The organism is Streptomyces luteoverticillatus, from assembly GCF_003970715.1.
Lineage (GTDB): Bacteria > Actinomycetota > Actinomycetes > Streptomycetales > Streptomycetaceae > Streptomyces > Streptomyces abikoensis.
The window spans coordinates 4,502,687-4,525,857 of the sequence record NZ_CP034587.1 but is presented as its reverse complement, the minus strand read 5'-3'; the positions used below and the strand labels follow the sequence as shown (position 1 = coordinate 4,525,857).

Annotated in this window: 22 protein-coding genes; 11 read left to right on the top strand and 11 right to left on the bottom strand. The window is 72.4% G+C overall.

Translation table 11 applies throughout. The annotated features are described in order from the left end of the window. Nucleotides 1-46: 46 nt before the first annotated feature. Nucleotides 47-988: an SMP-30/gluconolactonase/LRE family protein gene (locus tag EKH77_RS20150; RefSeq protein WP_126915733.1), complete on the top strand. Its 942-nt coding sequence runs from the start codon at nt 47-49 to the stop codon at nt 986-988. Between the two features lie 58 nt (nt 989-1,046). On the opposite strand, the gene EKH77_RS20145 is transcribed toward EKH77_RS20150, so the two are convergent. Further along, on the bottom strand, nt 1,047-1,616 hold the full coding sequence (locus EKH77_RS20145) for a class I SAM-dependent methyltransferase (protein WP_164737823.1): 570 nt from the start codon (nt 1,614-1,616) through the stop codon (nt 1,047-1,049). Nucleotides 1,617-1,671: 55 nt separating this feature from the next. Here EKH77_RS20145 and EKH77_RS20140 point away from each other — a divergent pair, with 55 nt between their 5' ends. Further along, nucleotides 1,672-2,463, top strand: a complete 792-nt coding sequence (locus EKH77_RS20140; RefSeq protein WP_126915732.1) for an AraC family transcriptional regulator — start codon at nt 1,672-1,674, stop codon at nt 2,461-2,463. 169 nt (nt 2,464-2,632) lie between these two features. Here EKH77_RS20140 and EKH77_RS20135 read toward each other — a convergent pair whose 3' ends face one another. From EKH77_RS20135 to EKH77_RS20125, 3 genes are all read right to left on the bottom strand, one after another. Beyond that, complete coding sequence (locus EKH77_RS20135; protein WP_126915731.1) at nt 2,633-3,847, bottom strand: DUF2786 domain-containing protein; 1,215 nt, start codon at nt 3,845-3,847, stop codon at nt 2,633-2,635. Between the two features lie 140 nt (nt 3,848-3,987). After that, nucleotides 3,988-4,962 carry a GNAT family N-acetyltransferase gene (locus EKH77_RS20130; RefSeq protein WP_126915730.1) on the bottom strand — a complete coding sequence of 325 codons (975 nt, stop codon included), beginning with the start codon at nt 4,960-4,962 and terminating at the stop codon, nt 3,988-3,990. Between the two features lie 164 nt (nt 4,963-5,126). Next, nucleotides 5,127-6,401, bottom strand: coding sequence for a L,D-transpeptidase (locus EKH77_RS20125; RefSeq protein WP_164737822.1), 1,275 nt, complete (start codon nt 6,399-6,401; stop codon nt 5,127-5,129). A 321-nt stretch (nt 6,402-6,722) separates the two neighbouring features. Between EKH77_RS20125 and EKH77_RS20120 the strand changes: the two genes are divergently transcribed. Next, nucleotides 6,723-6,992, top strand: a complete 270-nt coding sequence (locus EKH77_RS20120) for a hypothetical protein (RefSeq protein WP_126915729.1) — start codon at nt 6,723-6,725, stop codon at nt 6,990-6,992. Between the two features lie 11 nt (nt 6,993-7,003). On the opposite strand, the gene hutH is transcribed toward EKH77_RS20120, so the two are convergent. The 5 genes from hutH to EKH77_RS20095 all read right to left on the bottom strand — a co-directional run bounded on the left by hutH (nt 7,004) and on the right by EKH77_RS20095 (nt 13,199). Continuing rightward, nucleotides 7,004-8,548 (bottom strand): histidine ammonia-lyase, encoded by a 1,545-nt coding sequence (gene hutH / locus EKH77_RS20115; RefSeq protein WP_126915728.1) that lies wholly within the window; start codon nt 8,546-8,548, stop codon nt 7,004-7,006. A gap of 303 nt (nt 8,549-8,851) precedes the next feature. After that, the gene (locus tag EKH77_RS20110; RefSeq protein WP_240667772.1) at nt 8,852-9,964 is read right to left on the bottom strand and encodes a sensor domain-containing diguanylate cyclase; all 1,113 of its coding nucleotides are present in this window, start codon (nt 9,962-9,964) and stop codon (nt 8,852-8,854) included. A gap of 170 nt (nt 9,965-10,134) precedes the next feature. After that, nucleotides 10,135-10,935 (bottom strand): enoyl-CoA hydratase/isomerase family protein, encoded by an 801-nt coding sequence (locus tag EKH77_RS20105; protein WP_126915726.1) that lies wholly within the window; start codon nt 10,933-10,935, stop codon nt 10,135-10,137. 106 nt (nt 10,936-11,041) lie between these two features. After that, the gene (locus EKH77_RS20100; protein WP_126915725.1) at nt 11,042-12,202 is read right to left on the bottom strand and encodes an adenylate/guanylate cyclase domain-containing protein; all 1,161 of its coding nucleotides are present in this window, start codon (nt 12,200-12,202) and stop codon (nt 11,042-11,044) included. A gap of 130 nt (nt 12,203-12,332) precedes the next feature. Next, the gene (locus EKH77_RS20095) at nt 12,333-13,199 is read right to left on the bottom strand and encodes a biotin--[acetyl-CoA-carboxylase] ligase (protein WP_126915724.1); all 867 of its coding nucleotides are present in this window, start codon (nt 13,197-13,199) and stop codon (nt 12,333-12,335) included. A gap of 199 nt (nt 13,200-13,398) precedes the next feature. Between EKH77_RS20095 and EKH77_RS20090 the strand changes: the two genes are divergently transcribed. The 5 genes from EKH77_RS20090 to EKH77_RS20075 all read left to right on the top strand — a co-directional run bounded on the left by EKH77_RS20090 (nt 13,399) and on the right by EKH77_RS20075 (nt 17,677). Next, a complete protein-coding gene (locus EKH77_RS20090) occupies nt 13,399-14,997 on the top strand; it encodes an acyl-CoA carboxylase subunit beta (protein WP_126915723.1) in 1,599 nt (532 codons plus the stop codon). Between the two features lie 34 nt (nt 14,998-15,031). After that, on the top strand, nt 15,032-15,238 hold the full coding sequence (locus EKH77_RS20085) for an acyl-CoA carboxylase subunit epsilon (RefSeq protein ID WP_126915722.1): 207 nt from the start codon (nt 15,032-15,034) through the stop codon (nt 15,236-15,238). A gap of 73 nt (nt 15,239-15,311) precedes the next feature. Beyond that, nucleotides 15,312-15,440 (top strand): morphogenic membrane protein MmpB, encoded by a 129-nt coding sequence (mmpB, locus tag EKH77_RS34380; RefSeq protein ID WP_268248314.1) that lies wholly within the window; start codon nt 15,312-15,314, stop codon nt 15,438-15,440. A gap of 121 nt (nt 15,441-15,561) precedes the next feature. Next, on the top strand, nt 15,562-17,013 hold the full coding sequence (locus tag EKH77_RS20080; RefSeq protein WP_126915721.1) for a peptidoglycan D,D-transpeptidase FtsI family protein: 1,452 nt from the start codon (nt 15,562-15,564) through the stop codon (nt 17,011-17,013). A gap of 52 nt (nt 17,014-17,065) precedes the next feature. Continuing rightward, nucleotides 17,066-17,677, top strand: a complete 612-nt coding sequence (locus EKH77_RS20075; RefSeq protein ID WP_126915720.1) for a Maf family protein — start codon at nt 17,066-17,068, stop codon at nt 17,675-17,677. A 24-nt stretch (nt 17,678-17,701) separates the two neighbouring features. On the opposite strand, the gene EKH77_RS20070 is transcribed toward EKH77_RS20075, so the two are convergent. After that, complete coding sequence (locus EKH77_RS20070; protein ID WP_126915719.1) at nt 17,702-18,310, bottom strand: hypothetical protein; 609 nt, start codon at nt 18,308-18,310, stop codon at nt 17,702-17,704. Nucleotides 18,311-18,499: 189 nt separating this feature from the next. Here EKH77_RS20070 and EKH77_RS20065 point away from each other — a divergent pair, with 189 nt between their 5' ends. The 3 genes from EKH77_RS20065 (at nt 18,500) to EKH77_RS20055 (ending at nt 22,038) form a co-directional block, all read left to right on the top strand. After that, nucleotides 18,500-19,255 (top strand): IclR family transcriptional regulator, encoded by a 756-nt coding sequence (locus EKH77_RS20065; RefSeq protein WP_126915718.1) that lies wholly within the window; start codon nt 18,500-18,502, stop codon nt 19,253-19,255. A 294-nt stretch (nt 19,256-19,549) separates the two neighbouring features. Beyond that, nucleotides 19,550-21,301, top strand: coding sequence for an acetyl/propionyl/methylcrotonyl-CoA carboxylase subunit alpha (locus EKH77_RS20060; RefSeq protein ID WP_126915717.1), 1,752 nt, complete (start codon nt 19,550-19,552; stop codon nt 21,299-21,301). A 146-nt stretch (nt 21,302-21,447) separates the two neighbouring features. Beyond that, nucleotides 21,448-22,038 (top strand): TetR/AcrR family transcriptional regulator, encoded by a 591-nt coding sequence (locus EKH77_RS20055; RefSeq protein WP_126915716.1) that lies wholly within the window; start codon nt 21,448-21,450, stop codon nt 22,036-22,038. A 78-nt stretch (nt 22,039-22,116) separates the two neighbouring features. On the opposite strand, the gene EKH77_RS20050 is transcribed toward EKH77_RS20055, so the two are convergent. Further along, nucleotides 22,117-23,157 carry a DeoR/GlpR family DNA-binding transcription regulator gene (locus EKH77_RS20050; RefSeq protein WP_126915715.1) on the bottom strand — a complete coding sequence of 347 codons (1,041 nt, stop codon included), beginning with the start codon at nt 23,155-23,157 and terminating at the stop codon, nt 22,117-22,119. Between the last annotated feature and the right edge of the window lie 14 nt (nt 23,158-23,171).

Here is a 23,171-nt window from a genome sequence, read left to right as displayed (position 1 = left end):
GGCCAACGGCGCGCTGGAGCGGAAGCAGACGCGATACAACCCCTCCATGAATATTCGTTCGATGGCGATGGTGGGAAGTCTGGCGGCCGCGCTGGTCGTTGGCGGGTCGGCAGCGGCGGGAGCGGCGAGTGCCACGGCGGCCCGGAATGCCGACCGCCCCGACCGGTGCGGGCGGCCCACGGCCGTCTCCGTGTTCCACGACGGTGGCGTGCCCCTGCTGGACTGGCGGGAGAACCTGGAGTTCGACGGGCGCGGCACCCTGTGGGTCTCCCATGTGACCAAGAACCGCGTCGAGGGCTACGCCCCCGACGGGACGCTGAAGGCGTCCTTCCCCGTGCCCGGGCCCGGCGGGATCCGCCGGGGGCCGGACGGGATGATGTACGTCAACTTCGGCGTGAACCCGCTGGAGCGGGACGGCGGTGTCATGCGCTTCGACCCGGCCGCGGCCGAGCCCCGCGCCGAGAAGGTCTTCGGCGGCACACCCAGGATCAACGGCCTCGCCATCGACTCCGCCGGCAACTTCTACCTCAGCCGCGAGCTGGCCACCGGCATCCTCAAGGTCCGGCCGGACGGCAGCCGGGACGAGGAGTGGACGCGGAAGGCGGACGTCTTCGGCTCCAACGGCCTGGAGATCGTCGGCGATCAGCTCTACGCGAGCGTTCTCGTCAACGGCTCGTCCCCGGTCGTCCGCGTCCCCCTGGCCGACCCGGCGCGGCACACCACCGTCACCCGGCTCAGCCACACCGTCCTGGACGGCAAGTTCCTCGACGACCTCACTGCCTTCGGCGGCGACCTGGTCGTCGCGGCCTTCCGGAGCGGCGAGCTGATCAAGGTGGACCCGGTGACCGGACGGTCCTGCGTGCTGGTGAGCGGGCTGCGGATGCCGACGAGCGTCCGCGTGCCGCGTGCGTTCGGCGATCACGACGGGCGCCGCGAGCTGTTCGTCACGGAGGCCTCCGGCCGCGTCGTGACGGTGACGCTCGGCTGACCGCACGAGGACGGTACCGCCCCGCCGCCCGACCCCCGTACGGGCGGCGGGGCATCCCCTACCGCACCGCCCGGAAGCGGAAGCTGCCCGTCCCCACTTCCACCTTCACCTCCGTGAACCCCGCCGCCCGCAGCCGCGTCTCCAGAGTCGCGGGCGGCACCGGCACACACGTATCGCCCCAATGGATCAGCCGCCAGCGCCAGTTGCTCAGCGAGTCGCAGCCGGCGAAGACACCGCCCGGGCGCAGCACGCGGTGCGCCTCGGCGAAAAGGGCATCCTGCCGGGCGGGCGAGGGGACGTGGTGGAGCATGGTGAAGCAGGCGACGGAGTCGAAGCGGCCGTCGGGCCAGGGCAGGGCGGTCCCGTCGCCGTGCACGACCTCGGCCCGGTCGCCGAACTCGCGGCGCAGCCCGGCCGCGTACGCCGCGTCGACCTCGACGACGCTCAGCCGCGTCAGGCCCTTCCGGCGCAGCAGGACGCGCGTGGTGGCCCCGTAACCCGGCCCGATCTCCAGGGCGTCGGGCCCGAGCGGCACTCCGTCCAGGACCCACGGCAGCAAACGGTCCTCGACGGCGCGGGCCCACTTCTCGGAACTGCACAAACGGCGGTGAACGAGATTCATCGGCATGCGGCAAGGCTAGGAATCAGGCGACCGTGTCGTATACGGGCCAGGAGGCCAACTCATGTCGCCGAAAGGACATACCGCCGTCACGGGGGTGCATCCCGCCGCCCACGTCGTCGCCCCGGCCGGCAGTGCCATAGCTGTCGGCAGCTTCGCGCTCGGTGAGGACGAGTGGTTCGACGTCCACCGGCACAGCGCCCATCAGCTGGCGTGGGCGCCGCGCGGCGTCCTGGCCGTGCGCGCGGCGGGACGTACGTGGGTGCTGCCGTCGACCGTCGCGCTGTGGATCCCGGCGGGCGTCCCGCACGCCACGGGCGCCACGTGCGCCGCACTGATGCGGAGTCTGTACTTCTGGCCGGACCGTTGCCCGTTCACCTGGGAGACACCGCAAGTCATGGCGGTCTCCGGGCTGTTGCGGGAGCTGATCGGGCATCTGTCGCAGGAGGACCTCGACACGGGGGCGCGGCAGCGTGCGGAGGACGTCCTGCTGGACCAGTTGCGTCCCGTCTCCGTGACGACGGTCAGGGCGCCGATGCCCGCCGACCCCCGGGCCCGGCGGGTGGCGGAGGCCCTGCGCGCGGACCCGGCGGACGGGCGCACGCTCGCGCAGTGGGGCGCGCTGGTGGGCGCGAGCGGCCGGACGCTCGCGCGGGCCTTCGCCGAGGGCACGGGCATGTCGTACGGGCGGTGGCGCGCCCAGCTGCGGCTGGAGGCGGCGATGCCGCTGCTCGCGGCGGGGGTGACGGTGTCCTCGGTGGCGCGGCGGGTGGGGTACGGCTCGCCGAGTGCGTTCGTCGCGGCGTTCCGGAGGGGGGTGGGGGTGGCGCCGGGGGCGTATTTCGCACCGCGATAGCGCTGCCGGCGGCGTTCGGTTTGATCACTTGCGGGCCGGTGGGGGCTGGTCGCGCAGTTCCCCGCGCCCCTTACGGGGCACGTCGGTGGGCGCGCCCGCGCGGCGGCAGCCGCATATCGACGCAGCCCCGCGCCCCTTAGGGGCGCGTCCTTACGGGCGCACCTGCCCCTTACGGGCGCTGCCCCGCCAGCCTCGCCGCGTCGGCGGCCTCCGTGCCTCGGGCCCAGCCCTCGGCGTCGCGGCCCTTGAGGCGGTGGGAGGTGGTCTCGGGGAAGAGGCGTCCGGCGGTCTCGCCGACCGCCACGTCCCGGGCGGCCAGGACGGGCAGCACCTCGGGGCGGGTCTCCTCGGCGGCCACGTCGCGGACGGCCGCGGACAGCCGGTCGCCGATCCGGCCCGCGTAGGCGATCAGGAAGGACTCGCGGAAGTCACGGGTGCGACGGGAGCGGCCACGGGCGTGGTGGTCGTCGGCGGCGCGGCCCATCGCCGCGGTGGCCTGGACGAGGAGGGAGGTGTAGAGGAGCTCGACGAGCTCCAGGTCGGCGTCGAAACCGACGACCGTCGAGAAGCCGTACTCGGCGGACCACACGGCCTGGCAGTGGTTGGCGGCGGCCACCGCGTTCAGGAGCAGGGCCTTGGCGGATTCGTACGGGCCCTCGACCCCGATCCGGCAGGCGCCCGGCCCGTCCCCGGCGGCGGCCGCGCCGGCGGCGAGCAGGGCCTCGTCTATGGAGTGCCGGGCCATGAGCTCCTGGGCCTTGGCGGACAGGGCCTCCGCCTCCTCCGGGAACTGCGTCGACTCCGCCTTCGCCAGCAGCGCCCGGACACGGCCGAGCATCCGGGGCGGGGCGGCCGCGGCGGCCGTGGCGACGTGGCCGCCGGTGCCGGGCAGCGGGCCGACGCCGCCGACCCTCGGCAGCCCGTCGATCAGCCGCAGCGTGGCCAGGGCGCGGACGGCGGTCTCGAAGCGGCTCAGCCGCTCGCGCTCCGCGAAGCCGTCGAGGAAGGTGTCGTCCGTCTCCCACCAGGCGCGCGCGTCGAGCTCCGTCAGCTGGGCGACCCAGCGCGCGTCGAGCGTCTCCGGGGCGTAGCGCCGGCCCTCGGCGGCGATGAGGGCGACGGCGAAACGGGTCTCGGCGGCGGGCAGTTCCCGCCGTACGAGCCGGACGACGTCGGCGGGCTGCCAGCCGTACTCCCAGGCCCGCCGCACCGTCGCCGAGCCGTGCCGGACGACCGCGCCGCTGATGGCCTCCCACCCGGCGGGGGCGGCGGCCAGGACGGAGGCGGCGGCGTAGACGGCGTCGTCGAGATCGTCCCCGCGCGCCGCCCGCAGCCCGCGTACGGCCGCGGCGACGGTTTCCAGGGGCGACTCGGTGCTCTGCACTGTGGGGGGCTCGCTTCCTCGGGGGGCCGGGGCTGGGGGGTGCGCCGGAGTGGAATCCCATCTTCCCGCATCCCCGGAGACAGGGCACACGCCCGGTGCCCGCCCCGGCTCCCGCAGGTCGGAGCGGGGCAGGAGCCGGGTCAGAGCCGGGCCTGGAAGACTCCCACGGACCGCTCGGGCCGGTAGCCGAGCAGCTTGTTCACGGCGCGCATGGGCCCGTTGTCGTCGGACACACCCGTGACGATCTCCCGTACGGGCATCCGGCCCTCGCGCACGAGCCGCAGCATCCGCAGCTTGACCGCCCGGCCCAGGCCGAGCCCGCGGTGGCCTGCGGCGACGGCGGTGCCGTACTGCGTGGCCCGCGCCCCCTCCGGGGAGCGCCGCACCAGCTCGGTGTACCCGGCGAACGAGCCGTCGGGCGCGACCGCGGCGACCGTGAGCATCTCCCCGCCCCGGTCGACGACGAGCTGCTGGAAAGCGCGGGAACGCTCGGCGTCCCAGCGCGGCCGTTCCTCCTCGAAGTCGCCCCAGGGGCTGTCCGACATGGCGTCGCGGACGGCCGCGAAGGGGCCGGCGAACTCCTCGGGCACGGCGCCCTCCCACTCGACGAAGCGGTACCCCTCCGGCAGGACCGGCTCCTCGGCCGCCGCCTCCTCCGTCACGTCCTGTACGTACATCACCAGCGGGAGGGCGCACACGAAGCCGTGCGCGAGGGCGAACTTCTCGCCCGCGCCGCCGATCTCGATCTGGGCGCCGACCGCGCCCCGCCGCTCCCCCTCCAGGATCGCCCGCACCTCCTGCCACAGGCGCGTCCCGATGCCCCGGTTCCGCAACTCCGGCCGGACGACAAGATGCTCGATCCAGGCCGTCTTCCGGTTCGCCCCCTCGTTGAACAACCGCAGGGAAACAACCCCCGCATACTCGCCGTCCCCCGGCACGGCCAGCCGTACGTACCGGCTGTCGTCGTCCGTCACGCACAGCACCCCGGCCGTCTCCACCCGCCCGGGCGCGGGCACGGCGGGCAGGTCGTGGGCATGGGCGGAAGCGATGACGGCGTGCCAGCCGTCGATCTCGCTCTCGGAGGGACGATCGTTCAGACGCAGCAGTTCACTCATTCCGCGCACGCTACGACGCGAGCTCCGCGCTGTCGTTCGGTTTTCCACGAGCCCCGACGAGCCCCGACGAGCCCCGACGGGCACCGACGGGCACCGACGGCAAAGGGGCCCTCCCGCGGACGAATCCGCCGGGAGGGCCCCTCGAAATCCTCAGTGGGTGAGGCTCACGCGCCGGTGGCGCTGCCCGCGACCCACTGCGCCCAGTCCATGTTCCAGCCGTTGAGGCCGTTGTCCGGGGCGACGGTCTTGTCGTCGGAGTTCTTCACGTCGACGACGTCACCGATGAGCGAGTTGCTGTAGAACCAGGCACCCGGGGTGTTCGGGTCGTTGGCGCCCTGCTTGTCCTCCAGGCCCACGCAGCCGTGGCTGGTGTTGGAGACGCCGAAGACGCCGCTGCCCCAGTAGTTGCCGTGGATGAACGTGCCCGACGTGGACAGGCGCATGGCGTGCGGCACGTCCTTGATGTCGTACTCGCCCTTGCCGTCCTTGCCGGTGAAGCCGACGGTGGAGCCGTTCATCCGGGTCTCCACGAACTTCTCGGAGATCACCATCTTGCCGTTGTACGTCGGGTTGGACGGGCTGCCCGCCGAGATCGGGATGGTCTTGAGGGTCTGACCGTCCCGGACCACCGTCATCTGGTGGGTCTTGGCGTCGACCGTGGAGACCTGCGAGCGGCCGATCTTGAACTGGATCGTCTTCTTCTGGACGCCCTTGATGTTCGGGCCGCCCTCGACGCCGTCGAGGTCCATCTTCAGCGTGACCTCGGAGTTGGCCTTCCAGTACTCCTGCGGCCGGAAGTCGATGCGCTGGTCGCCGAACCAGTGACCGACGACCTTCTGGCCGCTGCTGCTGGTGACCGTCAGGTGGGACTGGACGTCCTTCCGGTTCTTGATCGGCTTGTCGAAGTCGATCGACACGGGCATGCCGACGCCGACCGTCGAGCCGTCCTCCGGCGTGAAGGAGCCGATGAAGCTGTTGTCGGGAGAGACGGTGGAGAAAGAGGAGTTCTCAGTGGCCTTGCGGTCCTTGGAGTCCTTGGCCTCGGCGGTGATCTTGTACTTGGTCGAACGCTCGAGCTGCTTGTTCGGCTTCCAGGACTTCTTGTCCGAAGATATTGAACCCTCGACGGGGGTGCCCTTGTCCGTCGTCATCTTGACGCTGGTGAGCTCGCCATCACTCACAGCGACGGAAACGGCATCGGCCGTGATGCCGACGCCATTGGCGCCGTTCTTGGGCGTGATCTTGATCTGCGCCTTGGAGGCGTCCTTGGCGGCCGCGGCATCGACCTGACCCTGCGACTTCCCCTTGGCGTCACCGCCGCCCTTGGCGTCGTCGCCGTCGCCACCACAGGCGGCCAGAGTCAGTACCCCGCCGAGCACAGCGGCCGCGGCCACCAGGCCCTTGCGGCGCTTGCCGTACGTCATCACACGCTTCTCCATTGCTCCTGGACCCCGGAATCCCCCGAGCCGATCGTGGGGCTCGTGGGGCTACACGTATCCCGGCTACTACATAAGGGAACGCGTGCACCGTTTGGCCCGGTTCCACTCATCGGCAAACTGTGGGAAAGACCACGCCAGTAAAGCCCCTCGGGTCACGAGGCCCGCAACCGGGGTCTTGAAAAAGGGCAAACGCCCTGCTACTAGACCGCCGGTTACCCCATGGCTTCCCCACCGGCCGCCGGTGTCACTAACATCGTGTCAGTCGGGACGCGCCACAGCTCACGACCAACAATCTCCGTCGTCGCCAGGGGGTTTCATCCCGTGACCACACGTCGCCCGCTGCTGACCGCCGTCGCCGCCTGCACGGTGCTGTGCGCGCTGTGGTTCGTCCCCACTGCCAACGCTACGCCCGAGCGCCCCGAGAAGCAGCAGGACGCCGTCGCGACGGCAGCGGCCCCGGCCGCCCAGGAGCTGGCGGCCAGCGGGAGCGTGGACACCACTCCGTATGTCTTCGGTGGCATAGCGTTCGTCGCCGCGGGCGGCGCGCTGGTCACGGGCGCCGCGCGCAGGTCGCGCGGCGCCGCCGGCTGACCGACCGGCCGTCAGGCCAGCGGGCCCGTCACCGGCTCCACGGCCGCGACGAGCTCCCCGGACCGGACGAACTCCTCGGCCAGCGCCAGGTCCGGCGCCAGGAAACGGTCCCCGCCGGGGCCCTCCACGCCCGCCGCGCGCACGGCCTTCAGCACGGCCCGCGAGGCCGGGGCCGGCTCCAGGCCCTCCCGCAGCTCGATCGCCCGCGTCGCGGCGACCAGCTCCACGGCGACGACCCGGCCGAGCGCCGCCACGGCCGTCCGCAGCTTGCGCGCCGCCGACCAGCCCATGGAGACGTGGTCCTCCTGCATCGCGGAGGACGGGATCGAGTCCACCGACGCCGGGACCGCCAGCCGCTTCATCTCGCTGACCAGCGCGGCCTGGGTGTACTGGGCGATCATCAGCCCCGAGTCCACCCCGGCGTCCCCCGCCAGGAAGGCCGGCAGCCCGTGCGAGCGGTTCTTGTCCAGCAACCGGTCGGTCCGCCGCTCGGCAATGGAAGCAAGGTCAGCAGCCGCAATCGCAAGGAAATCAAGGACGTAAGCCACTGGCGCGCCATGGAAATTGCCGTTGGACTCCACGCGGCCATCCCTCAGCACCACGGGGTTGTCGACCGCGGCGGCCAGCTCGCGGTCCGCCACCAGCCGGGCGTGCGCCAGGGTGTCCCGGCCCGCGCCGGCCACCTGCGGGGCGCAACGGATCGAGTACGCGTCCTGGACGCGCGGCGCGTCGTCCTGGTGGTGCCCGGTGAGCCCGGAACCGGCCAGCACCGCCGCCATGTTCGCGGCACTCGCGCCCTGCCCCGGGTGGGGACGGATGGTGTGGAGCTCGGGGGCCAGCACCTTCTCCGAGCCGAGCAGCGCCTCCAGGGACAGCGCGGCGGTGATGTCGGCCGAGGTGATCAGACGGGCCAGGTCCGCGCAGGCCATGACGAGCATGCCGAGCATGCCGTCCGTGCCGTTGAGCAGCGCGAGCCCTTCCTTCTCCCGCAGCTCCACGGGCTCGATGCGGTGCTCGGCGAGCAGCTCCGCGGCCGGGCGCACCACGCCGTCGGGGCCCTCGGCGTCGCCCTCGCCCATCAGCGTGAGCGCGCAGTGCGAGAGCGGCGCGAGGTCGCCGGAGCAGCCGAGCGAGCCGTACTCGTGCACCACGGGGGTGATACCCGCGTTGAGGATGGCGGCCATCGTCTCGACGACCAGCGGGCGTACGCCCGTGTGCCCGGAGGCGAGCGTCTTCAGGCGCAGGAACATCAGCGCCCGCACGACCTCGCGCTCGACGCGCGGGCCCATGCCGGCGGCGTGCGAGCGGACGATGTTGCGCTGGAGCTGGACCCGCAGGTCGGGGCTGATGTGCCGGACGGCGAGGGCGCCGAAGCCGGTCGAGACGCCGTACACGGGGTCCGGCTTGGCGGCCAGATCGTCGATCACCTGCCGCGCGGCGGCGACGGCGGCGAGGGCCTCTTCCGACACGACCACGCGGGCGCCGTCGCGGGCGACGGCGATCACGTCTTCCGCGGTCGTGCCGGAGGTTCCCACCACCACAGAGTGCATATCCATATTCAGGCACCCTAGAGACTGAATCGCTACCTGTCACTAGTCGACTTTGTACTCGTGTAACGCCGCCGGGTGACGATCCATGCCGGCTGCCCCGCCGTGGGGGTGCCCGCGCCTGGCGGCGCGGGATTTCGCCCACCCACCCGCCCGCCCGATTGCCCGGAAACGGATCGCTCAGCCAGGGGCTGGGGTGACGTGAGGGGGCGGGGTGGGGTGGATGGGCCCTGGTAGGGGCGTGAAGAGCTCTTCGCCGCTGGAGGGTGAATACCGGGCGCCCCTGACCTTGTGGCAGGCACCGCGAAGAGCTCAGCCCCGTAAGGGTCCGTCCACCCCACCCCGCCCCCGACCCCGGAACCGGCGCCGCTCCGCCGACAACGGCGACGGCGGCCGGTCGGCCATCCGCACCACCGGATCCGCCCGCCCCCCGTCCCGCCCCGCCACCACCGGCCCGGACGACCGCGCCGCCTTCGCCCGGTACTGCGCCGCGTCCGCCAGCCGGAACAGCCGCCGCGCCGAACGCACCACCCCGATCGGATCCCCCGTGGAAGCGACCCCGCAAGCCACCCCCTCCCCCAGCTCCAACGCCCCCGCCCGCCTGCACAGTTCGTCCGCGACCCGCACCACCTCGTCCGCCGTAGGCCCCACCGACAGCAGACAGAACTCGTCGCCCCCCAGCCGCGCCGCCAGCGCCCCCGGCAGCTTCGCCCCGCACAGCGACAGCACCGACCCGAACCGCTCCAGCAACCGGTCCCCGACCGCGTGCCCCAACGTGTCGTTGACCTTCTTCAGCCCGTTGAGATCACACACCAACAAACTGACGACAGCACCTTCCCCCAGGTGCCGTTCCACAGCCTCGTCCAGCCGCGCGTCGACCGCCCGCCGGTTGGCCAGCCCCGTCAGCGGGTCGGTGAACGCCAGCCGCCGGACCTCCTCCAGCCGCTCGGTCTGCACGATGCCGGACGCCGCCACCGCCGCCAGCACCGTCGCGAAGTCCGCGTCGGCAGGCCCGAAAAGCGGCGCCCGAACCGAGCGCGCGACATACAGCTCACCCCACGCCCGCCCGTGCAGCACGATCGGCGCGACGACGCAGCAGCCGCGCCCACGCCGCCGCAGGGCGGTGACACGCCGGTGGTCCGCGTCGGCGTCCCCCCGGGCCGTCTCCACCCAAGCGTGCGGCTGCCCGCCCACCCACCGCTCGTGCAGGAACTCCGTGATCTCGGGAAAGACGTCCACGGGGTACGACTCGTCCCCGGGGAAGCGTTCCTCCCCCTCCGCGAGCTCGCCCGTGTTCACCAGCACCCGCAGCCGGCCGCGCTCCCGCTCCCACACCGAGATCGCGGCGAACGTCCCGTCCAGCGCGCGGCGCGCGCCCTCCGCCGCGGCCTCGACGCTCTCGAGCGGGGTGGGCGCGGCGGCCATCGCCTGCGCGAGCTCCACGACGGCGCGCAGCCGGGCATCGCACTCCCCGTCACCAGCCACCCGAGCCTCACATTCCGTGACCGCCAGGGCCTCCCGACCCGTACTCCAGCGTAAGAACGTCGGGCGCATTCCGCGCAATAAAGAAATTCAGTACGTCACCCGCCAGTACGTCACTCCCCCGGCCAGTCCGGCTTCCGCTTCTCGTTGAACGCCGCCACGCCCTCGGCCCGGTCGCCGGAGAAGGCCACCGACCGCCAGGCCGCGTCCTCGACCTCCAGCCCGGCCCGCAGGTCCAGCCCGTGCCCCAGCCGCAGCGCCCGCTTCGCGGCCCGCAGCCCGACCGGGGAGTTGCCGGCGATCCGGGCGGCCAGCGCCAAAGCCTCGTCCCGGTCGCGGCCCTCGTCGACGAGCAGGTCCACCATGCCCAACTCCCGGGCCTCGGCGGCCTCCACCCGCCGGGCGCTGAAGATCAGCTCGGCGGCGCGGGCGGCCCCGACGCGGCGCGGCAGCAGCTGGGTGCCGCCACCGCCGGGGATCACGCCCACGGACACCTCGGGCAGCCCCACCACGGCCGTCCGGTCGGCCACGATGACGTCGCAGGACAGGGCGAGCTCGTACCCGCCGCCCAGGGCGAAGCCGTGCACGGCGGCGATGGTGGGAACGGGCAGCTCCAGCACGCCGGTGTAGCAGGCCCGGGCGTGCGGACGCTGGCGGACGAGGTCGGCGTCGGTGAAGGAGTTGCGCTCCTTGAGGTCGGCGCCGACGCAGAAGGCGCGTTCGTGCGTGGACGTGAGGACGACGACCCGGACGTCCCGGTCGGCGGCGAGCTCGGCGGTCGCCTGCCCGATGAGCCGGCCCATCTCCGTGGAGACGGCGTTCATGGCCTTGGGCCGGTCCAGGACGAGTTCGGCGACGTGGCCGTTCTCGTGCGTCCGGATCGCGATCCACTCTCCGATGCGGCGTTCGCTCACGCTGGTGCCCTCCCGGTCTCCGTTGTCCCGACGGCACCGATCATGCCTCCCGGCCGCGCCGGGGGCCATACCCAAGATCGAACCGCCGCGGCGGGTGGTCCCCCAGCTACGGCTCCCGCCGCGTGAGCAGCCACGGCTCGACGACTCCGAGGCCGCGCACCGGCCGCTGCCACATCGGCTGGAGCGCGAACCGGTACTCGCCCCGCTCGGCCGCCGCCGCGACCTCCGCCTCGGACTTGGGCGCGTCCCCGCTGCGCGTGAGTTCCTCCGCCAGGGCGCCGTCGACGAGGACGGCGTCCTTCGGCGCTATCGAGGTGAGCCGGCTGGCGAGGTTGACGGTGGTGCCGAAGACGTCGCCCATCCGCGTCGTGACCGTCCCGAACGCGATGCCGACCCGCAGCTCGGGCATGGTCTCGTCGTTCGTGAGGGTCTCGATGAGCCGCAGCCCGATCTCCGCCGCCGTACCGGCGTCGTCGGCGGCGTACAGCACCTCGTCACCGAGCGTCTTGATCAGGCGCCCGCCATGGGCCGCCACCAGATCCGCCGCGGTCGTCTCGAAGGCCTCGACGAGCTCGCCGAGCTCCTCCTCCTCCAGCCGCCGCGTCAGCCGGGTGAAGCCGACGAGGTCGGCGAAGCCGACGGCCAGACGCCGGTCGACCATCTCCGCGTCGTCGGCCGCCTGGACGACGCGGCCGGTGGCGGCGGCGAGCTGCCGCCGCCAGACGTAGATCAGGAACTCCTCCAGCTCGGGCAGAAGCAGCTCGACCAGCGGATATGTGATCTCGGCCCGGCTCAAGCCTTCCTGAGGCTCGGTCAGCCCCTCCAGGAAGGAGTCGATCTGCCAGTCGGCCAGCCGGGCCGTGGTCTGCCCCGTGGACCGGGCGACCTGGACGGCCATGGGCTCGCTGAGCAGGCCCGCCTCGACCAGACCGGCCAGGCGCCGCAGCGCCAGCACGTCCGCCTCGGTGAGCGCCTTGGCCTGGCCGATGTCGGCGAAGCCCATGGCGCGCCAGAAGCGGGCGGCCAGATCCATGGAGACCCCGGCCGCGCGGGCGGCCTGGAAGGGGGTGTAGCGGCGCTCGGCCCCGAGGATCAGCGACTCCAGCCGGAGCGCGAGAGGGTCGCCCTCCTCGCCGATGTCCTCCTCGCCGATGCTCCCCCCGACGCCGGGGTGACCGGCGTGGCGCGTGCCGTGGTCGCCGCCGCCCGTACCGTCGTCCCCCGTGGCCCTGCCGGCTCGGGTGGTTCCCCCATCGTCGGCGGTCACCGCCCGCCCCCTGTCCGATCCGTGCGCACTGCCCTGCCGATCACTGCTCGCTTAGGTTCCGGGCACAACGATACGTCAGGTGTGCCGTAGCTCACTCTCCCGACGGCGCGGCGGTCACTCTTTACGACGTTTACGATCCGGCCGCCCGCAAATGGACGATGTCGCCCGCTCCCACCGGTTGCCGCACCCCCTCGGCCGTCGCCAGCACCAGCCGTCCGTCGCCGTCGACGGCCACGGCCTCGCCGACCAGCTCGCGCCCGCCGGGCAGTTCGGCGCGGACGGTCCGGCCGAGGGTGGCGCACCCGGCGGTGTACATCTCCTGGAGCCGGCAGGCGGCCGGGTCGCCGCCCGCCGCGCGCCACGCCTCGTAGAGGTCGGCGAGGTTGCGCAGCACGGCCCGCAGCAGCGGGTCGCGGTCGGTGACCTCGGCGCCGGCGAGGGCGAGGGAGCCCGCCTGCGGGACGGGGAGCTCGTCGGCGCGGAGCGTGACGTTCAGCCCGATGCCCACCACGACGGCGTCGCCGGAGCGCTCGGCGAGGATGCCACCGGCCTTGCGCTCCTCCCCGTCGACGGTGACGAGCAGGTCGTTGGGCCACTTCAGGGCGGTGTCGACGCCGGCGGCGCGGGAGAGGGCGGTGGCGGTGGCGACCCCGGCGAGCAGCGGGAGCCAGCCCCAGCGCTCGACGGGCACGCCGGGGCCGGGGACGAGGCGGACGGAGAAGAAGAGTCCGGAGCGCGGGGGCGCGGACCAGGTGCGGTCCAGGCGGCCGCGCCCGGCGGACTGCTCCTCGGCGACGAGCACCGCGCCCTCGGGGCCGCCGGCGGCGACGAGGTCGGTGTTGGTGGAGCCGGTGCGCGAGACCACGTCGAGGGAGGTCCACAGCCCGCCGGGGCGGAGCAGCGCGCGGCGCAGGGCGTTGGCGTTGAGCGGCGGGCGGTCCAGATCGGACCAGGGGTTTTCGGACCGGGGGTTTTCGGAGGCGTCGGAGGGCGTCATAAGAGCCACCATAGGAGGCGAGAGCCCGACGAACCGGACGGCACCGACCGGCTCCGGCGCCGCCGAAGGTGTGGCCAAAGACGCACTGCCGCAGCGCATGCGCGCGGATACGCTACGAACCGGTAGCCAGGGCGGGCCCGTCGGGCGGCGCCGCCATGTCCGCCATCCCACCCCTCCGGACGAGCAGGAGCCGCATCCCGTGTCCGAGCCAGTAGCCGACGAATTGGACATCCACACGACCGCGGGGAAGCTCGCGGATCTCCAGCGCCGGATCGAGGAGGCGACGCACGCCGGCTCCGCGCGGGCGGTGGAGAAGCAGCACGCCAAGGGCAAGCTGACGGCGCGCGAGCGGGTCGATCTGCTGCTGGACGAGGGCTCGTTCGTGGAGCTCGACGAGTTCGCGCGGCACCGTTCGACGAACTTCGGCATGGACGCCACCCGCCCGTACGGGGACGGCGTGGTGACCGGCTACGGCACGGTGGACGGCCGTCCGGTGGCCGTCTTCTCGCAGGACTTCACGGTGTTCGGCGGCGCGCTCGGCGAGGTGTTCGGCCAGAAGATCGTCAAGGTGATGGACTTCGCCCTGAAGTCGGGGTGCCCGGTCATCGGCATCAACGACTCGGGCGGCGCCCGCATCCAGGAGGGCGTGGCGTCCCTGGGCATGTACGGCGAGATCTTCCGCCGCAACACCCACGCCTCCGGCGTCATTCCGCAGATCTCGCTGGTCGTCGGCCCGTGCGCGGGCGGCGCGGTGTACTCGCCCGCCATCACGGACTTCACGGTGATGGTGGATCAGACCTCGCACATGTTCATCACCGGCCCGGACGTCATCAAGACCGTCACCGGCGAGGACGTGGGCTTCGAGGAGCTGGGCGGCGCGCGGACGCACAACACCACGTCGGGCGTGGCCCACCACATGGCGGGCGACGAGAAGGACGCCATCGAGTACGTCAAGGCGCTGCTGTCGTACCTGCCGTCGAACAACCTCTCCGAGCCGCCGGCCTTCCCGGAGGAGGCCGACCTGGAGGTCTCGGACGCCGACCGCGAGCTGGACGTCCTGATCCCCGACTCGGCGAACCAGCCCTACGACATGCACACCGTGATCGAGCACGTGCTGGACGAGGGCGAGTTCCTGGAGACGCAGGCGCTGTTCGCGCCGAACATCCTCACGGGCTTCGGCCGGGTCGAGGGCCGCCCGGTGGGCGTCGTCGCCAACCAGCCGATGCAGTTCGCGGGCTGTCTGGACATCGCCGCGAGCGAGAAGGCGGCGCGGTTCGTGCGCACCTGCGACGCGTTCAACGTCCCGGTGCTGACGTTCGTGGACGTCCCGGGCTTCCTGCCGGGCACGGACCAGGAGTACAACGGCATCATCCGGCGCGGCGCCAAGCTGATCTACGCGTACGCGGAGGCCACGGTCCCGCTGATCACCGTGATCACCCGCAAGGCGTTCGGCGGCGCGTATGACGTCATGGGCTCCAAGCACCTGGGCGCCGATCTCAATCTGACGTGGCCGACGGCGCAGATCGCGGTGATGGGCGCCCAGGGCGCGGTCAACATCCTCCACCGCCGCTCGCTGGCCGCGGCCGCCACGCCGGAGGAGCAGGAGGCGCTGCGCGCCGAGCTGCTCGCGGAGTACGAGGACACGCTGCTCAACCCCTATGTGGCGGCCGAGCGCGGCTACGTCGACGCGGTGGTCATGCCGTCGGAGACCCGCCGCCACATCGTGCGGGGGCTGCGCGCCCTGCGCGACAAGCGCGAGGCGCTGCCGCCGAAGAAGCACGGGAACATCCCGCTGTAGCGAACGCAGGGAACGTAGCGAAAGGGACGCCGACGTGATCAAGGTCGTTCGGGGCAACCCCACACCCGAGGAGCTGGCCGCCGCCCTGGCGGTGGTCCAGGCGCGCGCGGCGGTGGGCGCCACCGCCGCGCAGGACGCCCCGGCCCGTTCGGAGTGGTCCAACCCGGCCCGGCTGGCGGCGGGCCGGCGCGTCCCGCACCCGGGCCCCCTGGCCTGGCGCACCACCTACTGGCCCGCCTGAGCCCCTCGGCGTCGTGGCGGCCTGAGTACGCGTACTCAGGCGCCACACGCCTCGCGGGCGGACCATGGAGGTCATGCTCTGGTCCGACCCGTCCGACGAACCGCCCGAGGAGCTGCGCGAGGCGCAGCTCATGCTCCGGCGGGCCGGGATCGTGCTGGCGGTGGGGATGGTGCTGCTCTTCCTGGTGCTGGGTGTGCACTGACCCCTGGGCGTGCGCTGACCTCGCGACGGTCACGCCGTGTCGGCGGTCACGCTGTGTCACAGACGGCTCATAGGTTTGTCCGTTCTGGAACTGGATTCACCCGTTTCACGTCCTGACCCATATGAACAAGCCCGTCCGTCACATAGCGGTATTCACCGGAATACTCGTGCTCTCCCTGCTGGTCAGGGCGACCTGGGTGCAGTTCGTTCGCGGTGACGAGCTGTCGAACCACGAGAAGAACCGACGCGTCGCGATCGCGAGCTTCTCCCAGCCGCGCGGCGACATCATCGTCGGCGGCCGGCCCGTCACCGGGTCGGTGGAGACCGGCGGCGACCTGAAGTACAAGCGGACCTTCACCGACGGGAAGATGTACGCCCCCGTCACGGGCTTCTTCTCCCAGGGCTACGGCAGCAGCTATCTCGAGGGCGTCAACAACAAGCTGCTCAGCGGCACGGACGACCGGCTGTTCTTCCAGCGCACCGCCGACATGTTCACCGGCAAGAAGGCGCGCGGCGGCGACGTCGTCACCACCATCGACCCCAAGGCGCAGAAGGCGGCCTACGAGGGCCTGGGCGACCGCAAGGGCGCCGTCGTCGCCCTCGACCCCCGGACGGGCAAGATCCTCGCGCTGGCCTCCACGCCCTCGTACGACCCCTCCACCATCGCCGGGAACAGCAAGCAGGACAAGGTCGCCTGGGACGCGCTCCAGAAGGACCCGGACAAGCCGATGAACAACCGGGCGCTGCGCGAGACGTACCCGCCCGGCTCCACCTTCAAGATCGTGACGGCGGCCGCGGCCCTGGAGAACGGCCTCTACTCGGACATCAACGCCCCCACGGACTCCCCCGACCCCTGGACCATGCCCGGCACCGTGACCAGGCTCCCCAACCAGAACCCCGCCGCCCCCTGCAAGAACGCCTCCCTCGACGTGGCCATGCAGAACTCCTGCAACACCGTCTACGGCAAGGCGAGCTCCGACCTGGGGCGGGACAAGATGCGCGCGATGGCGGAGAAGTTCGGCTTCAACCAGGAGCCCTTCACGCCGGTGCGGGCGAGCGCCAGCACCTTCCCCAAGGACATCAACAAGTCCCAGACCGCCATGGCCGGCATCGGCCAGGGCAGCCTGACCGCCACCCCGCTGCAGGTCGCCATGATGACCGCCGCGATCGCCAACGACGGCAAGCTGATGAAGCCCTACATGGTCGAGGAGCTGCGCGACCCGGACCTGAAGACGGTCGAGAAGCACAAGCCCGAGGTGATGTCGGAGGCCGTATCACCCGGGATCGCCAAGAAGGTCCAGCAGATGATGGAGGACACCGCCACCAAGGGCACCGGCAAGGCCGCCCTCATCGACGGCGTCACCGTCGGCGGCAAGACGGGCACCGCGGAGCGGGGCGCGAACCAGAAGAACCTGGCGTGGTTCATCTCGTACGCGAAGACGGACGAGGGCTCGCCGGTGGCGGTCGCGGTGATGATCGACCCGGACGACAGCGTCCCGGACGACGAGATCTCGGGCGGCAAGCTCGCGGGCCCGATCGCGAAGAAGGTCATGGAGGCGGTGCTGGGCAAGTGACCCCGGTGAGCGGGGTCCGGGGCGGAGCCCCCGGGAAACTACGCTGGCCCCCATGAGCAACCGCACCCCCTCCCGCCGCCTCGTCCTCGCCTCCCAGTCCCCCGCGAGACTCGGGCTGCTGCGCCAGGCCGGCCTCGCCCCCGAGGTGATCGTCAGCGGGGTGGACGAGGACGCCCTGGACGCCCCGACCCCCGCCGGGCTGGCCCTCGTGCTGGCCGAGGCCAAGGCGGCCGCGGTGGCGGAGCGGGAGGCGGCGGCCGGGGCCCTCGTCATCGGCTGCGACTCCGTCCTGGAGCTGGACGGCCAGGCCCTCGGCAAGCCCGCCGACGCCGAGGAGGCCACCGCGCGCTGGAAGTCCATGCGCGGCCGCGCCGGCGTCCTGCGCACCGGCCACTGCGTCGTCGACACCGCCACGGGCCGCCGCGCCTCGGCGACGGCCTCCACGACGGTCCGCTTCGGCGAGCCGTCCGACGCCGAGATCGCCGCCTACGTGGCCTCCGGCGAGCCGCTGCACGTCGCGGGCGCCTTCACCCTCGACGGCCGCTCGGCACCGTTCGTCGAGGGCATCGACGGCGACCCCGGCAATGTCATCGGCCTGTCGCTCCCGCTGCTCCGCCGGCTGCTCGCGGAGCTGGGCGTCGGCATCACCGACCTCTGGGCCTGACCGGCCCGCCCGGTTCGCGATCCGCTAGAGCGGCAGCGCGCTCGTCGCGGCGCCGACCTGCTTCAGCTGGCTGAGCTGGTTGAGCTTGCCGAGCCCCTTCACCACGCCCGGGTAGACGCTCTGGTCGTGGTCCGGGGCCATGTCCTGCACGGCGGGGGCGGCCTGCGGCGCGGGCATGCCCTTGGGGGGCTGGACCTGCGCCGGGGCCGGGGCGCCGTGGACGGCCGGGGCCTTCGGCCCGGCGGCGCCCTTGCCACCGTGCGCCTTGGGGGCCTGCCCCTTCGGCGCGGCGGCCTGACCCTTGACGGCCTGCCCCTTCTTCGGCGCCTGCCCCTTGCCGGGGTCGCCCTTACCGGAGTCGCCCTTGGCGGGCGCGCCCTTGCCCGGGGCCTTCTTGCCGGGAGCGCTCTTGGCCGGGTCCTGCTTCCCCGGAGCCTGCTTCCCCGGGCCCGCCTTGGGGTCGCCCTTCACCGGCGCGTCCGGCGAAGGGGCCGTGACACCGACCGGTCCCGCGTTCGACGACGGGGGCGGCCCCACCGGCGTCGGCAGCGTGGGTACGGCGGCGGCAGCGACGGAGGACATGGACAGTGCGGCGCCGGTCAGAACGGCAGCGACAGCAATGCGCTTGATCATGACTTCATCAACGATGTCAGGGTATTTCGGTCACGATCCCCTGGGCCACCGGAGGCAATGCCCGGCACAGTCAGCGCAGTTCGCCACCCGCGCCTCCCCCGCCACCGGGAATTACCGCACCACCTCGGCCTCTTACGACTGATTCCATCGATTCCGCTGACGCCCGATCCCGAAGGAGCCCCGCCCGTCATGCCGCAGTCCGTCGACCGCGCCCTGGACGTCCTGGACGCTGTCGCCGCCGCCACCGGCCCCGTCCCCGCCAAGGCCCTCGCCCGCCGGCTGGGCTGCGGCCTGTCCACGGTGTACGAGCTGCTGGGCGCCCTCACGGACCGCGGCCACCTCACCCGTACGCCCGCCGGCTACGTCCTCGGCTACCGGGTACCCGCCCTCCACCGGGCCTTCCAGCAGCAGATGCGGATGGGGGACGAGGTGCAGGAGCTGCTGACGAGGGCGCACCGCACGGCCGGGGTCGACACGTACTTCAGCACGTACCGCGACGGTGACATCGCCGTGCTCGCCGGGGCGACCACGACTCACCCCACCGGCGGCTTCGGCACCGGCCAGGACGCCCACGGGTACGCCACCGCCCACGGCAAGGTCCTGCTGGCCGCCCTCCCCCGGGCGGCCCGGCTGCGCTATCTGGCCGCCTCGGGGATGCGGGCGATCACTCCGCGCACCATCACCTCGGCGGAGCGACTGGACGTCCAGTTGCGGCGGGTGCGCCACGAAGGGGTGGCCGTGGAGGTGGAGGAGTGCGTGCCGGGTGTGGCGTGCGTGGCGGTGCCGGTGCCCTCGTCCGAGGGCCTGGCGGCTGTGTCGGCGGCGCTCCCGCTGGACGACTTCCGCCGGCGCGGCGCACAGGTGACGGAGACCCTCCGAGCGGTCGCCGCGGAGGCGGCGAAGTGGCGGGGCGTGTCGGACATCAGCCGCCTTACTGACGGGTAGATCTATCGGCAACGGTGCCTACGGCCCGGGACGGCACGCAAACTTTGTGTCACCCGTTCGTAGGGACTCCACAAAGATTCGGCGTCGCCACTCCCGGTCGCCATCCGAGAGCTTGGCCACACGGTCGCGCGAACGGCGGCCCGGGAAACCCGGCGTACCGTGGATGATCTGGGGACTTGGGCTCACGCACGGCTCCCTTCTCACGCTCCGTGTGGGCAAGGTCACCCCGGAAGTCGGGTCGGCACAGAGTGTCGCCAGTACCTAAACTCACCTTGTTTCAAGGAGGGAGCCATCGTGCGCAAGGTGCTTATCGCCAATCGTGGCGAAATCGCTGTCCGTGTCGCTCGTGCGTGCCGGGACGCGGGGATCGCCAGTGTGGCGGTCTATGCCGATCCGGATCGTGACGCGTTGCATGTCCGGGCGGCCGACGAGGCGTACGCGCTGGGTGGTGAGACCCCCGCGACCAGCTACCTCGACATGGCCAAGGTCCTGGCCGCAGCGGCGGAGTCCGGCGCGGACGCGGTCCACCCCGGGTACGGGTTCCTCTCCGAGAACGCCGAGTTCGCCCAGGCCGTCCTGGACGCCGGGCTGACCTGGATCGGCCCGCCCCCGCAGGCCATCCGCGACCTGGGCGACAAGGTCGCGGCGAGGCATATCGCCCAGCGTGCCGGTGCTCCTCTCGTCGCGGGCACCCCGGACCCGGTGTCCGGGGCGGAGGAGGTCGTGGCGTTCGCCCAGGAGCATGGTCTGCCGATCGCGATCAAGGCGGCGTTCGGTGGCGGCGGCCGCGGCCTGAAGGTCGCCCGCACCCTCGAGGAAGTCCCCGAACTCTACGACTCCGCGGTCCGCGAGGCGGTCGCGGCGTTCGGGCGGGGCGAGTGCTTCGTCGAGCGCTACCTCGACAAGCCCCGCCACGTCGAGACCCAGTGCCTCGCCGACACCCACGGCAACGTCGTCGTCGTCTCCACCCGCGACTGCTCCCTGCAGCGCCGCCACCAGAAGCTCGTCGAGGAGGCCCCCGCGCCGTTCCTCTCCGACGAGCAGAACGCCCAGCTCTACGCCGCCTCCAAGGCCATCCTGAAGGAGGCCGGGTACGTCGGCGCGGGAACCGTCGAGTTCCTGGTGGGGATGGACGGGACGATCTCGTTCCTGGAGGTGAACACCCGTCTGCAGGTGGAGCACCCGGTGACCGAGGAGGTCACGGGCATCGACCTGGTGCGGGAGATGTTCCGGATCGCCGACGGCGAGGAACTCGGCTACGACGACCCCGCCGTGCGCGGTCACTCCTTCGAGTTCCGCATCAACGGTGAGGACCCGGGCCGCAACTTCCTGCCCGCCCCCGGCACCGTCACCACCTTCACCCCGCCCACCGGGCCGGGTGTGCGGCTGGACGCGGGGGTGGAATCCGGCAGCGTCATCGGCCCCGCCTGGGACTCCCTCCTCGCCAAGCTGATCGTCACCGGCGCCACCCGTGAACAGGCGCTGCAGCGCGCGGCGCGCGCCCTGGCGGAGTTCCAGGTCGAGGGCATGGCCACCGCCATCCCCTTCCACCGCGCCGTGGTCACCGACCCCGCCTTCACCAGCGACCCGTTCCACATCCACACCCGCTGGATCGAAACCGAATTCACCAACACCATCCCGCCCTTCACCGGCGCCGCCGCCGAGGAGGAAGAGGAACTCGGCCGCGAGACGGTCGTGGTCGAGGTGGGCGGCAAGCGCCTCGAGGTCTCCCTGCCGGCCGCGCTCGGCATGACCCTGGCCCGTACCGCCGCCGCGGGCGGTGCCAAGCCCAAGCGCCGCGCCGCCAAGAAGTCCGGCTCCGCCGCCTCCGGCGACAGCCTGGCCTCGCCGATGCAGGGCACGATCGTCAAGGTCGCGGTCGAAGAGGGCCAGCAGGTCAACGAGGGCGACCTCGTCGTGGTCCTGGAGGCCATGAAGATGGAACAGCCCATCAACGCCCACCGCTCCGGCACGATCAAGGGGATCACCGCCGAGGTCGGCGCGTCCGTCTCCTCCGGCGCCGTGATCTGCGAGATCAAGGACTGATCCGAGAGCTGATCGCCGCCCACGGGCCCCGCCGCACCGGCCGGGGCCCGTGGGCGTTCGTCGTCCGGGGCCCCCGGCGGCCTGGCATCCTTGGCTGACGGGGGAACGAGGGACCGACGGGGACTGTGATCGGGAGGACGGACGGAATGGCGACCGACGCGGCGCAGACGTCACCACGACCCATGCGCGCGGACGCACGGCGCAACTACGAGCGGCTGCTCACGGAGGCCCGGACGGCGTTCACCGAGCACGGCACGGACGCCTCGCTGGAGGACATCGCCCGGCGGGCCGAGGTGGGCATCGGCACGCTCTACCGGCACTTCCCCAATCGCACGGCGCTGATGAGCGCGGTGTTCCAGGGCGAGGTGGACGGCATCCTCGCACGCTCGCGTGAGCTGCTGGCGGCTCCCGAGCCCTGCCGGGCGCTGGTCGCCTGGCTGCGGGCCATCGTGGCGCACGCCAGCACCTATCGCGGTCTCTCCCGGGCGCTGATGGCCGCGCAGACGGACGAGGGCTCCGCCATGTCGCGGTGCAGCCTGCCGCTGCGCGAGGCGGGCCGCGAGCTGCTCGCCCGCGCCCAGCGGTCCGGCGCCATCAGCCCCGACGTGGACATCGTCGACCTGATGCAGCTGACGAACGCCATCGCGCTGGCGGCCGAACAGTCCCCGGACGACCCGGAGTTGGCCGACCGCCTGCTCACGCTCACCCTGACCGGGCTAAAAGCCCGGCCGTGCTAAAAGCCCTGCCGTAGCCTTCGCCGGGGAGAGCTCGCGGATCCCCGGTGTTCCCGTGGCCATGGGGGTCATCGGACCTGCCTACCGTCGGCGGGGTGCCAGGTCCGCCACCCGGGCCGTGGCCTGCTCGCCCAGGGAGACGGCGCTGCGCAGCTGGGCGCCCGGCGGCCCGCCCTGGACCGGGCCGGGCTGCTGGCCGTGACCCAGCGGCAGATTTCTGCGCTGGCCGGGCAGCGGGGGTACGTCCCGTCGTCGTGGGGACGCCGTGGGGACGTCCCCGTGGACGACGCCGGCCGCCGGGCCGCTGCCCGCGCCCGGGCCGGCCACCGAGATGTGGACGCCCTGGTCGGCCAGGGCCTGGAGCTCGGTGGCGGCCCGCTCGTCGTGGACGGGCGGCTCGTCGGTGACCAGCCGGGTGATCACATCGGTGGGCACGGTCTGGAACATGGTGTCCGTGCCCAGTTTGGTGTGGTCGGCGAGGACGACGACCTCCGCCGCCGCCTGTACCAGCGCCCGGTCCACGCTCGCGGAGAGCATGTTGGACGTGGACAGCCCGCGCTCGGCGGTCAGCCCGCTCCCGGACAGGAAGGCCCGCGAGACCCTCAGCCCCTGGAGGGACTGCTCGGCCCCGCTGCCGACCAGCGCGTAGTTCGAACCTCTGAGCGTGCCGCCGGTCATGACGACCTCGACCCGGTTGGCATGGGCCAGGGCCTGGGCGACGAGCAGGGAATTGGTGACCACGGTCAGACCCGGTACGCGTGCGAGCCGGCGGGCCAGCTCCTGCGTGGTCGTACCGGCGCCGACGACGACGGCCTCGCCTTCCTCGACGAAGCTCGCCGCGAGATCGGCGATTGCCGTCTTCTCGGCGGTCGCTAGATGGGATTTCTGCGGGAAGCCGGACTCCCTGGTGAAACCGCCCGGCAACACCGCACCGCCGTGCCGGCGGTCGAGCAGTCCTTCGGCCTCGAGCGCCCGCACGTCCCGCCGTACGGTCACTTCTGAGGTCTGGACGACGCGGGCGAGCTCACGGAGCGAAACCGCCCCGTTGGCCCGCACCATTTCGAGGATCAATTGACGACGTTCTGCAGCGAACACGAAACCGACAGTAACGCCAACGTCCATCTGTTTTCAGCAGG

Coding starts and splice junctions, on each gene's coding strand:
- mmpB (WP_268248314.1), top strand. CDS start 15,312: ATGCTCTGGTCCGACCCGTCCGACGAACCGCCCGAGGAGCTGCGCGAG.
- EKH77_RS20140 (WP_126915732.1), top strand. CDS start 1,672: ATGTCGCCGAAAGGACATACCGCCGTCACGGGGGTGCATCCCGCCGCC.
- EKH77_RS20070 (WP_126915719.1), bottom strand. CDS start 18,310: ATGATCAAGCGCATTGCTGTCGCTGCCGTTCTGACCGGCGCCGCACTG.
- EKH77_RS20080 (WP_126915721.1), top strand. CDS start 15,562: ATGAACAAGCCCGTCCGTCACATAGCGGTATTCACCGGAATACTCGTG.
- EKH77_RS20150 (WP_126915733.1), top strand. CDS start 47: ATGAATATTCGTTCGATGGCGATGGTGGGAAGTCTGGCGGCCGCGCTG.
- EKH77_RS20065 (WP_126915718.1), top strand. CDS start 18,500: ATGCCGCAGTCCGTCGACCGCGCCCTGGACGTCCTGGACGCTGTCGCC.
- EKH77_RS20145 (WP_164737823.1), bottom strand. CDS start 1,616: ATGCCGATGAATCTCGTTCACCGCCGTTTGTGCAGTTCCGAGAAGTGG.
- EKH77_RS20050 (WP_126915715.1), bottom strand. CDS start 23,157: ATGGACGTTGGCGTTACTGTCGGTTTCGTGTTCGCTGCAGAACGTCGT.
- EKH77_RS20110 (WP_240667772.1), bottom strand. CDS start 9,964: ATGGCCGCCGCGCCCACCCCGCTCGAGAGCGTCGAGGCCGCGGCGGAG.
- EKH77_RS20125 (WP_164737822.1), bottom strand. CDS start 6,401: ATGGAGAAGCGTGTGATGACGTACGGCAAGCGCCGCAAGGGCCTGGTG.
- EKH77_RS20075 (WP_126915720.1), top strand. CDS start 17,066: ATGAGCAACCGCACCCCCTCCCGCCGCCTCGTCCTCGCCTCCCAGTCC.
- hutH (WP_126915728.1), bottom strand. CDS start 8,548: ATGGATATGCACTCTGTGGTGGTGGGAACCTCCGGCACGACCGCGGAA.
- EKH77_RS20055 (WP_126915716.1), top strand. CDS start 21,448: ATGGCGACCGACGCGGCGCAGACGTCACCACGACCCATGCGCGCGGAC.
- EKH77_RS20095 (WP_126915724.1), bottom strand. CDS start 13,199: ATGACGCCCTCCGACGCCTCCGAAAACCCCCGGTCCGAAAACCCCTGG.
- EKH77_RS20130 (WP_126915730.1), bottom strand. CDS start 4,962: ATGAGTGAACTGCTGCGTCTGAACGATCGTCCCTCCGAGAGCGAGATC.